Here is a 14,821-nt window from a genome sequence, read left to right as displayed (position 1 = left end):
CCGGCTGCCCGGTGTCACGGCGAAACAGGACGCGAGCGCGGTGGCCGGCGCCGTCACCCTCGTCGTGGGCACGGACTTCAACGGCATCCGCTGACACTGACCGACTGGCACGGGGAACGCCGGGGGCCTGCGGCTGAGCGCCGCAGGCCCACCCTCGATGGCACACCGCCCTCGATGCGGCGGAGCATCTCCTCCTCGCCGCCTCCACCGCCGAGATGCTGCCGCGGGCAGCCGTCCATGCCGACCGCCCCAAGGGCTTCTTCCGCGATCCCTGCCGGTGCCGTGATCGATTCACCGGAGGAAGCGCGCGGGCCGGAGAAGGAACGGGAGCGACCCGTGCCCGGGCGGCAGTCCTGGGCGGACGGCCCGGCGGAGGCCCTGCGGGCGGCCCGCCGCGGTCCGCCGGGCCCTGGACGGCATGGAAGCCGGCCCGGCGGCGTCGTCCCGGCGGTCCTGCGCGTGCCGGGGAGCCGGGCGGGCGGCGTGGGCGGAGGGGTGTGAGACCCCGAGGTGAGGGAACGGCTCAGGTGTGGACCCGCCCGGCATCCGGATTTACTATCTCTTTACCATGGGATTGGGGGAGCCGGCCCCCAGCAGTTTCGTCGAACCGATGCAGAGAAGGAGTGAGCGACCCGTCATGGGTGAGCCTCCCAGTACGAACCGTGCCACCGCCTGCCCGCACCATGTGAGCCAGGAAGCGGGGGTGGCACGGTGACCGAAGTGTTCCTGCTGCTTCTCGCCCTTGCCCTCACCCTCGCCTGTGCGCTGTTCGTCGCGGCCGAGTTCTCGCTGACCACCGTCGAACGCGGCGAGCTGGAGCGGGCCGCCGAGGCGGAAGAGCGGGGCGCCGAGAGCGCGCTCAAGGCGGTCCGCAAGCTGACGTTCCAGCTGTCCGGCGCCCAGCTCGGCATCACCGTCACCTCACTGGTGATCGGCATGCTCGCCGAGCCGTCGCTCGCGGCCCTGCTGCGCGGTCCGCTCGAAGCCATGGGGCTCGGCGCGGCCGCGTCGTCGGTGGCCACGGTCCTGGGCGTAGTGGTCTCCACCGTCGTGCTGATGGTCGTCGGCGAGCTGGTGCCCAAGAACTGGGCGATTTCCCGTCCGCTGGCCGTCGCCAAGGTGGTGGCCGGCCCGCAGCGCGGTTTCACCGCCGCCTTCGGCCCCTTCATCCACCACCTGAACAGCACCGCGAACCGGTTCGTACGACGCTTCGGCCTGGAGCCCGCCGAGGAGCTGGCCTCCGTCCGCACCCCGGCCGAGCTGGCCTCGCTGGCCCGGCACTCGGCCGCCGAGGGCGCGATCGAAGCCGACTCCGCCGAACTGTTCGTACGCACACTGCACCTGAGCGAGCTGACCGCCCAGAACGTCATGACCCCGCGCGTCGACGTGCGCGCGCTGGAGGCCCACGCCACCGCGGCCGACGCGGCGAATCTGACGTACGCCACCGGGCTCTCCCGTTTCCCGGTCTACCGCGACGGCCTGGACGAGGTCATCGGCACCGTCCACATCCGCGACGTACTCGCCCTCGACCCCGACAAGCGACGGGTCACGCCGGTCACCGAGCTGGCGACCACGCCGCTGCTGGTCCCCCACTCCCTGCCCGCCGACCGCCTGCTGGAGCGGATGCGCGCGCACCGCACGATGGCGGTGGTCGTCGACGAGTACGGCGGCACGGCCGGCGTCGCGACCGTGGAGGACATCGTCGAGGAAGTCGTCGGCGAGGTCCGCGACGAGCACGACCCGGCCGAGGTCCCCGACCTGCTGCCCGCCCCGCCCACCGCGGACGGCCGCGCCGGCTGGGAGGCCGACGGCGGCGTACGGATCGACGAACTCGCCCGCATCGGCCTGACCGCCCCCGAGGGGCCGTACGAGACCGTGGCCGGACTGATCGCCACCCACCTCGCGCGTATCCCCGTCGAGGGGGACACGGTCGTCATCGACGGCTGGCGGCTGGACGTCCTCGACGTCGAGCACCACCGGGCGGACCGCGTGCACATCACCGAACCCGAATCCGTGGCCGTCCCGCAGCAGGGTGCCAAGGAGATGGCCCGATGACCGTGCTCCAGCTGGCCATCGGCGCCCTGACGCTGCTGACCAACGCTTTCTTCGTCGGCGCCGAGTTCTCCCTGGTCTCCGTACGCCGCAGTCAGATCGAGCCGCAGGCCCGCGCGGGCCACAAGCGCGCCCGCCTCACCCTGTGGGGGTTGCAGCACATCTCCGCGATGATGGCCACGGCCCAGCTCGGCATCACCGTCTCCTCGCTGGTCCTGGGCGCGGTCGCCGAGCCCGCGATCGCCCACCTGCTGGAGCCCGGCTTCGAAGCGGCCCACGTCCCGCACGGTCTGGTCCACCCGATCGCCTTCGTGATCGCGCTGACCCTGGCGACGTACCTGCACATGCTGATCGGCGAGATGGTGCCCAAGAACATCGCGCTCGCCGCCCCGGTGAAGACGGCGCTGCTGCTCGGACCGCCGCTCGTCGCCCTCACCCGCGCCCTGCGGCCGGTCATCTTCTCCGTCAACGCCTTCGCCAACACCCTGCTGAAGCTGCTGAGGGTCGAACCGAGGGACGAGGTCGCGTCCGTCTTCACCGACGACGAGCTCGCCCGTATGGTCCGCGACTCCAGTGACGCCGGCCTGCTCTCCGAGGCGGACAGCGAGCGGCTGCACGACGCACTGGAGCTGGGCACACGGCCGGTCGGCGAGATCTTCGTCCCCGCGTCGAAGATGGTCACCGTCGACCACACGGTCACCCCGGCCCAGCTGGAGCGCACCGCCGCCGCGGCCGGGTTCTCCCGCTTCCCCGTCACCGGTCCCACCGGCGCCGTCCTGGGCTACCTCCACATCAAGGACACCCTGGGCGTCATCGACCGGGACAAGCCCTTCCCCCGCACGGCCCTGCACGCGGTGACCCGCGTCAGGATCGACACGCCACTGGACGACACCCTCACCGCGCTGCGGGCCGCCGGCAGCCACCTCGCGGCGGTCACCGGTGACAAGGGCACGGTCCTCGGCTTCGTCACCATGGAAGACGTACTGGAAGAACTGGTCGGCCCGGCCGCCTGACGGGCCGCGCGATCCGCCACGGATCCACTGATACTCGGGCCAGGGAACTCCGGTCCCCATCGACCCGCAGTCCTCATCCACACCCTTTGAAGGAGCACGTCTTGTCCGCCAGTCCGACGGACCCCGACGGCCCGGGACCCAGCCCCCGGGTTGTCCGATGAACGCCGTACTCGGCCTGCTGGCCGTCCTCGTCCTGACGGCAGGCACCGGTTACTTCGTCGCGCAGGAGTTCGCGTACGTCGCCGCCGACCGGCTCGCGCTCGCCCGTGAGGCCGAAACGGGTGACAAACGCGCGGCGCGCGCCGTGAAGGTACTCGAACGGCTCTCCTTCATGCTCTCGGGCGCCCAGCTGGGCATCACCGTGACCGGCCTGGTCGTCGGCTTCCTCGCCGAACCGTCCGTCTCCGCGCTGCTGCGGCCCGCACTGACCGGCACCGGCCTCCCCGAGGGCGCGGTCTCCGCCGTCTCGGTGACGCTCGCCTTCGTGATGGCCACCGTCGTGCAGATGGTGCTGGGTGAGCTGGCCCCCAAGAACCTCGCGCTGGCCGTTCCCGAGCGGCTCGCCAAATCACTGTCGGCCTCCACCCTGGCGTACCTCAAGGTCGTCGGCCCGGTAGTGCACCTCTTCGACGCCGCAGCCAACAAGCTGCTGCGCAGGGCCGGCATCGAGCCGGTCGAGGAACTGCACCACGGCGCGACCCTGGAGGAGCTCAGCCATCTGATCGGCGAGTCCCACGAACAGGGACAGCTGCCCCGCGCCAACGCCGAGCTCCTGGACCACGCCCTGGAATTCTCCGAGCGCACCCTGGACGAGGTCATGGTGCCGAGCGTCGACGTCGCGTACGTACGCGCCGACGCGCCCGCCACCGAAGTCGTGCGGCTGATCGCCAAGCACGGCCACTCCAATTACCCGGTCACGGGCGAGCGCCACGACGACATCAAGGGCGTCATCGGCGTACGCGAACTGATGCGGCTGCCGGCCGCCCGCTTCGAGCGGTTCACCGCCGGCGAGCTGGCCCGGCGCCCGCTGCTGCTGCCCGACACGCTGCCGCTGCCCGGCGCCGTCGAGCAGATGCAGGAGCACAAGCAGGAATTCGCGGTCGTCCTGGACGAGCACGGCGGTTTCGCCGGCATCGTCACCTTCGAGGACATCGCCGAGGAGCTGGTCGGCGAGATCACCGACGAGTCCGACCAGGTGACCGAGATCGCGGCCGCCGACGGAAACGGGTGGCTGGTCGACGCCGGCCGCCGCCTCGACGAGATCGCCGAAGCCACCGGCATCGAACTCCCCGAGGAAGAGGACTACGACACCGCCGCCGGCCTGATCGTGGACCGGCTCGGCCGCTTCCCGGCCATCGGAGACCGGCTCACGGTCGGCACCGTCCTCATCGAGGTCCGCACCCTCGACCGCCACGTCCCCGACCGCATCCGCCTGGAGCGCCTGCGGGACACCACCCCGGACGCGGATGCGCACGCGGCTCCGGCCGATGAGGAGCCGACCGCATGAGCTTCCCCCTGGCACTCTTCGTCACCCTCCTCCTGCTGATCGGCAGCGGCTTCTTCGTCGCGGCCGAGTTCGCCCTGGTGGCCGCCAAGCGCCACCGCATGGAACGCGCCGCCGCCCAGGGCCGGCGCGGGGCCAAGTCGGCTCTCGCGGGGATGCGCGAACTGTCCCTGATGCTCGCCGGCGCCCAGCTCGGCATCACGATCTGCACCCTGGGCCTGGGCTCGATCTCCAAGCCCGCCATCTCGCACGAGCTGGACCCGCTCCTGGAGAGGCTCGGCCTGCCCAGCGGACTGAGCTACGGCATCGCCTTCGCCGTCGCCATGACCGTGGTCGTCTTCCTGCACATGGTCCTCGGCGAGATGGCCCCCAAGTCCTGGGCCATCGCCCACCCCGAGCGCTCCGCGATGCTGCTCACCCCGCCCTTCCGGGCCCTGATCCGTCTCGTACGCCCGCTGATCCAGCTGCTGGACAAGGTCAGCAACGCGCTCGTACGGCTGTGTCGCGTCACCCCGCGCGACGAACTCGCCTCCGTGCACAACCGCGAGCAGCTCACCCACCTCGTCGAGGAGTCCGAGCGCCTCGGCCTGATCAGCGAGACCGACTCCGGTCTGATCACCCGCTCCCTGAGCGAACCGCAGACCCCGGTGGCACAACTCCAGGTACCCGCCGCACAGATCAGTTACGTCGAAGCCGACGCCGGCACCGACACGATCCTGGCCGCCGCGGCAACGGCCGACCACACCCGGCTGCTCGTACGAGACGGCGAAACAGTCCTCGGCTCGGTGCACGCCCGCGACGCCTTGGTCGCCCGTGCCCAGGGCAGAACCCCGACGGCACGCCAACTGGCCCGTCCCGTCCCGGAACTGGCCCCGGGCCACACCGTCGCCCACGCGGTCGAGCAGCTACAGCACCGCAGGGCTTCGCTCGCCGTCGTGCGTGACACGGAGGGCCGGCTGACCGGGTTGATCAGCCTCGACGACCTCATCGTCCGGCTGATGGGAGCACCGACGCGCGTGCCGTAACCGGTCTGGTGGCGGGGAAGCCCCGGGTTCACGCCCTGGGCGGCGCAGAAGGCATTGCCGTGGATGAGCAGCGCTTCGTCGCTGATGCTCGTCATGTCGGGAGAGTTGTCCCGGATGGTCTTGAGACAGAGCTTGACCAGAACGCCTGTCAACCGGCGCGGCTCGGCGGGGTCCTCGGAGGAGCCCGCAGGAGTGCCTTCCCGGGAGGCTTCCGAGGGCGCGCCGGCAGCAGATGCCGAGGGGGCCGGGAGCGGACGAGCGTCGTCGGCGTCGCCCCGGAAGGCGACGTGCATGCGGCCGGGGGCCCGGCGCCTGTTGCCGTGCACGTAGCGTTCGGGACCGGCCGGGTGCCGGCGTCCGGCCGCTGGGCGTTCCTCGGCCCCGGGCCCGGACTTCCTGTCAGAAGGTGCCGGCCTGCGACGGCAGGGAGAACATCCGGGCCATCTCCTGCTCGCGGCGCCGGCCCGGGAAGCCCAGTGGCCCGTCGAGTGCGTGATCGGGCTCCAGGCGGACGAGCTTCAGTACATCGAGGGCCGATTCACGTCACCCACGACACACTTTCAGACTCTCTTCGGTGTCGGAACGCAAAGCCGACCCTGCAAATGATTTTGCAGGGTTATTGTGTTTCTTGGTCGAACGTTGACCAAGCTTTGGCATGTTCTAGAAGCGGCGAACCGGCTGGAGGGAGGCTCCGAGGTGCGACTTCTTGGACCGTGCTGTCGATTCCCGCAGCCGTCCTGCTCGGTCTCCGGATTTTCGTACCCACCGCGTCCTTCGCATCCGCACACACAACCCGTCACGCCCTGGCCAAAGTTCAGTCCGGAGCCAAGCCCTCCGAGCAGTCCCCGGCGCACCGGTATCGCACCGGCATCGCGCCACCGAAGTCTCCGCACCCGAGGCACCCGACCACCCACACCTGAGGCGGAAGGTCCCGAAGCCGGGCGAGCCGGGGCAACACCCCGCGCCGCACACCACCGCACGTCGATACCCCCGACAGCCCACTTCCCGGCGGTACTTCAGATGCTCCGCAGCTGAGCAGCAGAGCAGAGCCCCCACCTGTCCTGTAGTCCGACGCGCCCCCACGGCGCGCCAGGAGGAGTCACCACAGATGCAACCCCTCATCGACAACGCCCGCACGTTCGGGCAGCGCCCTGAGAAGTTCGCCGGCCTCGCCCAAGGCCAGACGCCAGAAGTCCTGTTCATCACCTGCGCCGACTCCCGGGTGGTCCCGGCCCTGATCACCGGCGCCCGCCCCGGCCAGCTCTTCGAGCTGCGTACCGCGGGCAACATCGTCCCGCCGTACGCCTCCGAGCACCCCACCAGCGAGGCGGCCACCATCGAGTACGCCGTCGAGGTGCTCGGCGTCCAGCACATCGTGGTCTGCGGTCACTCCCACTGCGGCGCCGTCGGCGCGCTGGTGCGCGGCGACGACCTGAGTGCCGTACCCGCCGTGCGTGACTGGCTCACGCACGCCGCCGACGAACCCAAGTGCTCCGACCCCGCAGACCCGACGGTCGCCGAGGCCGTGCAGAACCACGTCCTGACACAGCTGCTGCGGCTGCGCTCATACCCGTGCGTCGAGCAGCGTCTGCAGGCGGACCGGCTCCAGCTGCACGGCTGGTACTACGAGGTGCATACCGGGGCCGTACGCGCACACCGTGCGGAGTCCGACACGTTCGAGGCGCTGTGAAGGTACTGACCGCGATGCCGAAGTTCCCTCACCTGCGGCAGGACTTCGCCGCCTCCATCGTCGTCTTCCTGGTCGCCGTGCCGCTGTGCGTCGGCGTGGCGGTCGCCTCCGGAGTCCCCGCGGAGCTGGGCCTGGTCACCGGCATCGTGGGCGGCCTGGTCACCGGCTTTCTGCCCGGTAGCAGTCTTCAGGTTTCGGGGCCGGCCGCGGGCCTGACCGTCCTGGTCTTCGAAGCGGTCAGCGAGTTCGGAGTATCCGCGCTCGGCGTGATCGTACTGATGGCCGGACTGCTCCAGCTCGCCATGGGCTTCCTCAGGATCGGCCGCTGGTTCCGGGCGATATCCGTCTCCGTCGTCGAAGGCATGCTCTGCGGCATCGGCCTGGTGATCATCGCAGGGCAGATCTACGCGGCGGCAGGCATGAAGGCCCCGGAGACCGGCATCGGCAAGATCGTCGGCCTGCCCGGGGCGTTCGCCGACGCACTCGGCAGCACCAAGGCGCTCACCTCGCTCGCGATCGGCGTGGGCACCATCGCCGTCATCGTGCTGTGGAAGAAGACGCCGAAGAAGGCGCAGGCCGTGCCCGGCGCCCTCGCCGCGGTACTGCTGGCCACGGTCGCCTCGCTCGCCTTCGGTCTGCCGGTCGCCACCGTCGAGGTGGAGGGTCTGCTCGGCGTCATCCAGCCGCCCGGCCTCGACGCCTTCGGTGAGCTCGCCGGCCCGGCCATCTGGGGCACGATCATCGCGTTCGCACTGATCGCCTCCGCCGAGTCGTTGTTCAGCGCGGCCGCGGTGGACCGGCTGCACGACGGTCCGCGCACCCAGTACGACAAGGAGATGATCGCCCAGGGCGGGGGCAACGCGGTGTGCGGTCTGCTCGGCGCGCTGCCGATGACCGCGGTGATCGTGCGCAGTTCCGCCAACGTCAGCGCGGGCGCGAAGACCAAGGCGTCGCGCGTGCTGCACGGTGTGTGGCTGCTGCTGTTCGCCGTCGCGCTGCCCTCCGCGCTGGCGCTGATCCCACTGCCCGCGCTCGCCGGCATCCTGGTGCACGCGGGCTGGAAGCTGATCCCGTTCCGCCAGATCGCCGGGCTGTGGCGGGACCACAAGGGTGAGGTGCTGATCTTGGTGGTCACGGCCGTGTCGATCGTCGCCGTGAACATGTTCGAGGGCATACTCATCGGTCTGGCCCTGGCGGTGATCAAGACCGCCTGGGAGGCATCGCACCTGAAGACAGAGGTCATAGACAAGGGCGCCGGGCCGATCCAGGTGTACCTGTCGGGCAACGCGACGTTCCTGCGGCTGCCGAAGATACTCGACAGCCTGGAGTCCCTTCCGCAGGACCGGCCGATCGAGGTGGACCTGTCCGGGCTGCACCACCTCGACCACGCCTGCCGTACAGCCCTGGAGAACTGGGCCCAGCGGCACAGCGCACCCGACACCGAACCGGTGAAGGTCACGACCGCGGAACCGGTGAGGGCCACGGCGCCGTAAGGACCTCGCCGTAAGGACCTGGTCGTGGGGATTGCCGCCCCGGCGCATGCTCGCCCCGGCCCTCCGGCCGAACGGCGCGTGCTTGAGCGAGTGGAGACCTCACCGAGCCGGCCGACGCCGTGGAACCGGGCGTGACCGAGCTGCCGGCCAACGTCGTACGGTACGCCCCGAACCGCCGTCGCATGCCGCTGCTGCCGTACGCGGTGGACAAGGGGGGCGTGCAGCCCGGTCCTGGGGGCGGCAAGGCGGTGCCGAGCGCCCCGAAGGGGCATCCCCCGCGCCGGGAGCGGGGGATGCCCGGTGGTCACACCGCTGCGGTGTGTCCGGTGATCGGGCAGGCGCCGGTCGCTGCCGCCGCACCGAAGGCGGCGGTCCTGGCGGTGGGCGCCGCCCCGCCGATCTGCTGGAGGATCTCGTCGGAGAGCAGGTCTTCCTTGCCCTTGAGGGCGTCGGCGACCTTGAGGTCGGTGTTGAAGACCATCTCGGCGGCGACGTTGTCCTGGACGATGCGTGCCAGGTTGTCCAGGGCCACGGCAATCGAGTCCGAGGGGGTCTCCACGGTCGGCAGATCGATCAGATGGGTGTCCACCTTCGCCTGGTTCATGGTGCGGCGGATGATGATGGACGCCTGGTTCAGCTCGGCCGTGGTCCAGATCGACAGCACCGTGACGTAGAGGTCGCTCCACGCCTTCTCGCCGATCAGCGTGCGCCACCGCTTCATGAGTCCTTCGATGCCGGTGATCTGCGCGGTGGCGGCGAAGGTCATGTTGACGCGGATGGACGGGTAGACGGTGGCGGCGAACCGGTTGAACGACACCATGTCGAACGACTTGGCCGCGACGGAGGCGTCGATGAACTTGACGCCCTCGCCGAGGATCTTGTCGCAGGAACTCTCGAGGTCGAGAGGGAGGTTCGCGGTGGGGAGCTTGGTTCGTGCCGCCTGCAGTGTGGTCCTGAAGTCGTTCAGCGGGGTGATCCAGCCGGTGTCACCCGGTGCCTTGGTGACGACCATGGCCAGGTCGTGCGGGTCGATGCGGTCCGCGTTGGGGATGTTGGGGACCTGCTCGCTGAGATACGCGGCGATCACCGAGTAGATCCCCAGGGGAACGTGGGCGATCGACTTGGCCAGTTCGAAGTACGCCGGGACCGGGTCGACGGTCTCGACCTGTCTGCCGCCGTTGATGAGAGTGAAGCGTCCGCCGACCGCGTTGTTCGAGACGACGATGACTGGACTGAGCTGCGTCGTCAGTTCGCTCTTGAGGGTTGCGTAGTTCGCGCGCATTTTCGCGTTGACGGCGCGTATCGCGTCGCGTGCCGCTTTCTCGTCGGTCGCGGTGGTCCCCGCGGTCGCCGCCGAGGCGGTGGAGGCCGACTGGCCAGTGAAGAGCGTTGCCGCCCCGACGGCCGACGCGGTACCCAGAAATCCTCTACGTGTTGCCATGCCCCGTCTTCTGCTTTCTGTGGTGAGTGAAAGTGCTCTTGGGTGATGTGGGGGGAACGGCGTGGGGGGAGATCAGGGTGGGGGGACTTCAGAGTGGGGGGTCAGGGGTGGGGGTCAGGTGGTCTCAGGTCAGAGACTTCTGCGACGGGACCACGACTCCGTAGAGGTCCTGGACCGTGGCGAGCGCGGCTCGGTGGACCTGCTGGGCGGGGACGCCGTTCGGGTCGCCCTTCAGCGGCAGCGGCCGGGTCGCGGAGGCGTCGGCCACCACGGTCGGCTTGTTGCCGTTGAGGAACGCGCCCTGGGTCGTGAACAGGGTGCACATGTTCGTCATGAACCCGGCGATGATGACGTTCTCGTTCCCGGCCTTCTTGACCTTCTCGGCGAGATCGGTGTCGTGGAAGCCGTTCGGGACGCTCTTCTCGACGACGGGCTCGCCCTTGGCCGGCTTGAGTGCCGGGATGATCTGGCCCGCCTTCGACTTCAGGTCGTAGCCCTTGTCGACGATGTGGATGACCGGCGTACCCGCCTTGCGGGCCCGCTTCAGCAGGGCTTCGGCGTTGTCCACCGCCGGCTTCCACCCGTCGAGTTCCATCACACCCTCGGTGTAGGTGTTCTGGTAGTCGACGAGGATGAGCGTCGCGTCGGAGAGCGTGGCCGGGGTCTCGTCGAAGCCGTTGAGCTTCCGCAGCGTCGTCGTGTCCTTCGCGACGTTCTTCCCGGCGGTGGCAGTGGCGGAGGCCGACGGCTCGTCCTTGGAGGCGGCGGCCTCGGAACTCCCGCCGCACGCGGTGACCGTGGCCGAGAGGACGGCGGCGGTGGCGAGGGCGACGGCCGGGCGGAACAGCTTCATCAGGAGATCTCCTTCTGGGACGGAACGACGACCCCGTACAGGTCGACGATGGTGGCGAGGGCGCTGTAGTGCACCTGGCGGGCGTCCAGTTCGGTGCCCGCGACCGGCAGCGCGCGGGTGGCGCTGGCATCGGCCACGACGGTGGGGCGGTTGCCGCGCAGGAAGGCGCCCTGGGCGGTGAACGCCACGCACATGTGCGTCATGAACCCGGCGATGACGAGGTCGCTGTTGCCCGCGGCGTCGACGTGCTCGTCCAGATCCGTGCCGACGAAGGCGTTCGGTACCTTCTTGACGACGACGGGCTCACCGTCGACCGGTGCGACGCTCGGGTGGATCTGGCCGATCTCGGCCCGGATGTCGTACGGGGTGCCCTCGCCGCCGTCGTTGATGACGTGGATGACCTTCGTGCCCTCCTGGCGGGCCCGCGCCAGCAATTGGGCGGCGGCGTCGAGCGCGGCCTGCCAGCCGTCCAGTTCCATGACACCGGTCGTGTAGGTGTTCTGGTAGTCGATGAGGACCAGGGTGGAGTCGGCGAGCTTCGCCGGGGTGTCGTCGAAGCCGTTGAGCTGACGCAGTGTCGTTCTGGGCATGGGGGACCGCCTGGATTCACGTGTCGGGGGGAGCAGTTCACCGGTGCGGTGTCCTGTGCCCATGACGCTATGGCTCACCACCGGGCGTCGGCAATGTCAACTAACATGCAGATACCGACATGGCTGTTGCTGAACGCGGGGGGTCAATTGAGCACCGTCGGACGACTGATCGTCATCGTCCTCTTCGAAGGCGTCGACCTGCTCGACGTAACAGGGCCACCGGAGGTGTTCTCCCTCGCACGGCGCGAGACGGACGAAGCGGCGGCCTACGACGTCGTCCTCGCCGCCGAGACCATGGACCCGGTCACCACCGGCGCCGGGGTCCGGGTCCTGCCCGACGTCACCTTCGACAAGCTGTCCGAACCGTCCGCGAAGGGCATCGACACGCTGATCGTGCCCGGCGCGGTCGAGGTGGACGAGCAGCGCCGCGTGCACCCGCTCACCGACCCCGCCGTGGTGGAGCGGGTGAAACAACTCGCCGGCCGGACCCGGAGGGTCACATCCGTCTGCGTAGGAGCGCACATCCTCGCGGCCGCCGGACTCCTCGACGGCAAGCGCGCCACCACCCACTGGTCGACGGCGCGGCAACTCGCCGCGGAGCACCCGGCCGTCGAGGTCGACGCCGACCCCATCTTCATCCGCGAAGGCGATGTCTGGACCGGCGCCGGAATCAGCGCCTGCCTCGACCTCTCACTCGCCCTCATCGCCGACGACCTGGGCGAAGCCGTCGCGTTGCGCGTCGCCCGGCAACTCGTGATGTACCTGAAGCGGCCGAGCGGGCAGAGTCAGTTCAGCGTTCCCTTGGAGCAGGTCGCCACGACGCGGCGCATCGAGGATCTCCGCCACCACATCATGCGTAACATCGCTGAACCCCTCACGGTCGCGGACCTCGCCGCATGCGCCCACGTCAGCGACCGGCAGCTCACCCGGATCTTCAAGACCGAGCTCGGCATGACCCCGCACGCCTACATCGAGTCGGCCCGCGTCGAAGTGGCGCGCCACCAGCTCGAATCCACCGACGCCACCCTGGAACGGGTCGCCTCCGCCTGCGGATTCGGCACCGTCGACACCCTGGTCAGGGCCTTCCGCCGCAGACTCGACACGACACCGACCGAGTACCGGCGCCGCTTCCGGACACGGACGGCAACAGCCGCAAGCGGCATCGCGGCTCGATGAAGTCCCTGCCCCGGCTCCGGCCTTGAGGCCCGCAGGTGCCTGAGGGCCCTCCCGGTCGCGGAGCGCCCCGACGCGGCGGGCGAGTGGGGGGTGGCCGTGCAGGGGAGTGGGTGGATGTGGTTCCGCCTCCTTTGCGGAGGGTGAACCCTGCCGCAGGGCGCGAAGCAGCCGAGCTGGGGAGACGGCTGTCCGCATCAGGCAGACGGAACTATGAGGATCTGCCCAGGTCTGCCTACGCATGAGGGCTGTGTTCAGTGGTGCACGGTGAGGTGCTGGACCGGACTGTTCCCGGCCGGTCCGGACTGCCGGTTGATCGGAATTAATTTGTCAGAAGAGTTGACGAAATACGTGACGCCTCCCTAGCTTCATGGCGTCGTACTTCATGCGTCATATATGAGACGCGATACACGATCCGGGAGACGTGGATGACGTCCGTACCCACCCTCTGTACAGCGCTCCGCCTCGCCGCGGTGGGGGCCCTGTTGGTCGGCGGTGGCGCCGGCGCCACCGCCTCCGCCTCCGCCGAGACCCGTGACATCAGCCGCGAGACGCTCGCGCCCAACGACGGCTGGGCGGCCGCGCAGGGCGGCACCAGCGGGGGCGCCGCGGCCGACGAGGACCATGTGTTCACCGTGCGCAACCGGGCGGAGCTGGTCCGTGCCCTGGACGGCGGCAGCAGCGCCCCGAAGATCATCAAAGTCGCCGGGGCTGTCGACGCCAACACCGACGCCGAGGGCCGCCGCCTGGACTGCGCCGACTACGCCACCGGCGGCTACGACCTGAAGGAGTACCTGGCCGCTTACGACCCGCGCACCTGGGGCTCCGCCAAGCCGGCCGGTCCGCAGGAGGAGGCCCGGAAGGCGTCGGCCGCGCGCCAGGCCGAGCGGGTGGAGCTCCCGGTCGGCTCCAACACCACGATCGTCGGACTCGGTTCCGGCGCCGTACTCAAGGGAGCCAGTCTGCGGATCGAAAACGCGGCCAACGTCATCGTCCGCAACCTCGAACTGCGTGACGCCTTCGACTGCTTCCCCGTCTGGCAGCCCAACACCGGGGGCCTCGGCGACTGGAAGGCCGCGTACGACACCATCTGGCTGCGCGGCGCCTCCCATGTGTGGATCGACCACATCACCGCCAGCGACAAGGGCCACCCCGATGAGGACGAGCCGACGTACTTCGGGCGCAACTACCTGCGCCACGACGGCCTGTTGGACATCACCCAGGAATCGGACCTGGTGACCGTCTCCTGGAGCCGGTTCGCCGACCACGACAAGGCCATGCTGATCGGCAACAGTGACTCCGCGGCCGGCGACCGCGGCAGGCTGCGCGTCACCCTGCACCACAACGAGTTCCAAGGCGTCGTACAGCGCGCCCCGCGCGTCCGCTACGGCCAAGTGCATCTGTACAACAACCGGTACGTCGTTCCGGCCGATGCCCACGACTACCGGTACTCGATCGGGGTCTCCACCGAGTCGGCGATCTACGCGGAGAACAACTCCTTCACCACGCCGGGCCACGTCGAGGCGGCGGATCTGGTGAAGAGCTGGAACGGTACCGCCCTGCACCAGAGCGGGACTTCCTTCAACGGCTTCCCGGTCGACCTGTTGGCGATCCACAACGCCTACAACTCCGGCAGCGAACGCGACCTGACCGGCGACGTCGGCTGGAAGCCCTCCCTGCACGGCCCGGTCGACAGCGCGGTGCGGGCGGACCGTGATGTGGCGCGGGGGGCGGGCGCGGGCCGCGTCCGGTAAGCACCACCCCCAACCATGGGGCCGGTATCGGCCCCGGCGGCGAGGCGGCCTCGGGCCCCGGCGTCGAACAACGCCTCGAAGACCAGGCAAGGAACGTCTGCCCTCACTCTCCCCAGACTCTCCCGGGACTCTCCCGGGCTGGAGATCGCCTCCGCCCGGCCCCACGCGCGCACCACCCCGGGCAGTGTTCCTCCCCCACGCGCTCCTCAATCGCGTACCCACCGCCAGGGCGG

Annotated in this window: 11 protein-coding genes; 8 read left to right on the top strand and 3 right to left on the bottom strand. The window is 69.8% G+C overall.

What is annotated here, in order from left to right; genetic code table 11:
• The first annotated feature begins 711 nt into the window (after nt 1-711).
• The 6 genes from ACWD0Y_RS33375 to ACWD0Y_RS33350 all read left to right on the top strand — a co-directional run bounded on the left by ACWD0Y_RS33375 (nt 712) and on the right by ACWD0Y_RS33350 (nt 8,777).
• Complete coding sequence (locus ACWD0Y_RS33375) at nt 712-2,055, top strand: hemolysin family protein (RefSeq protein ID WP_450264021.1); 1,344 nt, start codon at nt 712-714, stop codon at nt 2,053-2,055.
• Nucleotides 2,052-3,065, top strand: a complete 1,014-nt coding sequence (locus ACWD0Y_RS33370) for a hemolysin family protein (protein WP_450264020.1) — start codon at nt 2,052-2,054, stop codon at nt 3,063-3,065. Before ACWD0Y_RS33375 ends, ACWD0Y_RS33370 begins: the two co-directional genes overlap by 4 nt.
• Before the next feature lie 157 nt (nt 3,066-3,222).
• Nucleotides 3,223-4,572 carry a hemolysin family protein gene (locus ACWD0Y_RS33365; protein WP_450264019.1) on the top strand — a complete coding sequence of 450 codons (1,350 nt, stop codon included), beginning with the start codon at nt 3,223-3,225 and terminating at the stop codon, nt 4,570-4,572.
• Nucleotides 4,569-5,594, top strand: a complete 1,026-nt coding sequence (locus tag ACWD0Y_RS33360) for a hemolysin family protein (RefSeq protein WP_450264018.1) — start codon at nt 4,569-4,571, stop codon at nt 5,592-5,594. Before ACWD0Y_RS33365 ends, ACWD0Y_RS33360 begins: the two co-directional genes overlap by 4 nt.
• A gap of 1,108 nt (nt 5,595-6,702) precedes the next feature.
• Nucleotides 6,703-7,284 carry a carbonic anhydrase gene (locus ACWD0Y_RS33355; RefSeq protein WP_450264017.1) on the top strand — a complete coding sequence of 194 codons (582 nt, stop codon included), beginning with the start codon at nt 6,703-6,705 and terminating at the stop codon, nt 7,282-7,284.
• A gap of 14 nt (nt 7,285-7,298) precedes the next feature.
• Nucleotides 7,299-8,777 (top strand): SulP family inorganic anion transporter, encoded by a 1,479-nt coding sequence (locus tag ACWD0Y_RS33350; protein WP_450264016.1) that lies wholly within the window; start codon nt 7,299-7,301, stop codon nt 8,775-8,777.
• A 304-nt stretch (nt 8,778-9,081) separates the two neighbouring features.
• Here the strand turns inward: ACWD0Y_RS33350 and ACWD0Y_RS33345 are convergent, their stop codons facing one another.
• The 3 genes from ACWD0Y_RS33345 to ACWD0Y_RS33335 all read right to left on the bottom strand — a co-directional run bounded on the left by ACWD0Y_RS33345 (nt 9,082) and on the right by ACWD0Y_RS33335 (nt 11,661).
• Nucleotides 9,082-10,218 carry a hypothetical protein gene (locus ACWD0Y_RS33345; protein ID WP_450264015.1) on the bottom strand — a complete coding sequence of 379 codons (1,137 nt, stop codon included), beginning with the start codon at nt 10,216-10,218 and terminating at the stop codon, nt 9,082-9,084.
• A 124-nt stretch (nt 10,219-10,342) separates the two neighbouring features.
• On the bottom strand, nt 10,343-11,071 hold the full coding sequence (locus ACWD0Y_RS33340) for a cysteine hydrolase family protein (protein ID WP_450264014.1): 729 nt from the start codon (nt 11,069-11,071) through the stop codon (nt 10,343-10,345).
• Nucleotides 11,071-11,661 carry a cysteine hydrolase family protein gene (locus ACWD0Y_RS33335; RefSeq protein WP_450264013.1) on the bottom strand — a complete coding sequence of 197 codons (591 nt, stop codon included), beginning with the start codon at nt 11,659-11,661 and terminating at the stop codon, nt 11,071-11,073. Before ACWD0Y_RS33335 ends, ACWD0Y_RS33340 begins: the two co-directional genes overlap by 1 nt.
• A 147-nt stretch (nt 11,662-11,808) precedes the next feature.
• Here ACWD0Y_RS33335 and ACWD0Y_RS33330 point away from each other — a divergent pair, with 147 nt between their 5' ends.
• The gene (locus ACWD0Y_RS33330) at nt 11,809-12,837 is read left to right on the top strand and encodes a GlxA family transcriptional regulator (RefSeq protein WP_450264022.1); all 1,029 of its coding nucleotides are present in this window, start codon (nt 11,809-11,811) and stop codon (nt 12,835-12,837) included.
• Between the two features lie 425 nt (nt 12,838-13,262).
• Complete coding sequence (locus tag ACWD0Y_RS33325; protein WP_450264012.1) at nt 13,263-14,588, top strand: pectate lyase family protein; 1,326 nt, start codon at nt 13,263-13,265, stop codon at nt 14,586-14,588.
• The last annotated feature ends 233 nt before the right edge of the window (nt 14,589-14,821 follow it).

The sequence above is a fragment of the Streptomyces altiplanensis genome (assembly GCF_053591575.1).
This window is presented reverse-complemented; position numbering and strand designations above follow the sequence as displayed.

Excerpts from the sequence above, each read along its gene's own strand:
- ACWD0Y_RS33370 (WP_450264020.1), top strand. The coding sequence starts at position 2,052 with ATGACCGTGCTCCAGCTGGCCATCGGCGCCCTGACGCTGCTGACCAAC.
- ACWD0Y_RS33365 (WP_450264019.1), top strand. The coding sequence starts at position 3,223 with ATGAACGCCGTACTCGGCCTGCTGGCCGTCCTCGTCCTGACGGCAGGC.
- ACWD0Y_RS33360 (WP_450264018.1), top strand. The coding sequence starts at position 4,569 with ATGAGCTTCCCCCTGGCACTCTTCGTCACCCTCCTCCTGCTGATCGGC.
- ACWD0Y_RS33355 (WP_450264017.1), top strand. The coding sequence starts at position 6,703 with ATGCAACCCCTCATCGACAACGCCCGCACGTTCGGGCAGCGCCCTGAG.
- ACWD0Y_RS33350 (WP_450264016.1), top strand. The coding sequence starts at position 7,299 with ATGCCGAAGTTCCCTCACCTGCGGCAGGACTTCGCCGCCTCCATCGTC.
- ACWD0Y_RS33345 (WP_450264015.1), bottom strand. The coding sequence starts at position 10,218 with ATGGCAACACGTAGAGGATTTCTGGGTACCGCGTCGGCCGTCGGGGCG.
- ACWD0Y_RS33340 (WP_450264014.1), bottom strand. The coding sequence starts at position 11,071 with ATGAAGCTGTTCCGCCCGGCCGTCGCCCTCGCCACCGCCGCCGTCCTC.
- ACWD0Y_RS33335 (WP_450264013.1), bottom strand. The coding sequence starts at position 11,661 with ATGCCCAGAACGACACTGCGTCAGCTCAACGGCTTCGACGACACCCCG.
- ACWD0Y_RS33325 (WP_450264012.1), top strand. The coding sequence starts at position 13,263 with ATGACGTCCGTACCCACCCTCTGTACAGCGCTCCGCCTCGCCGCGGTG.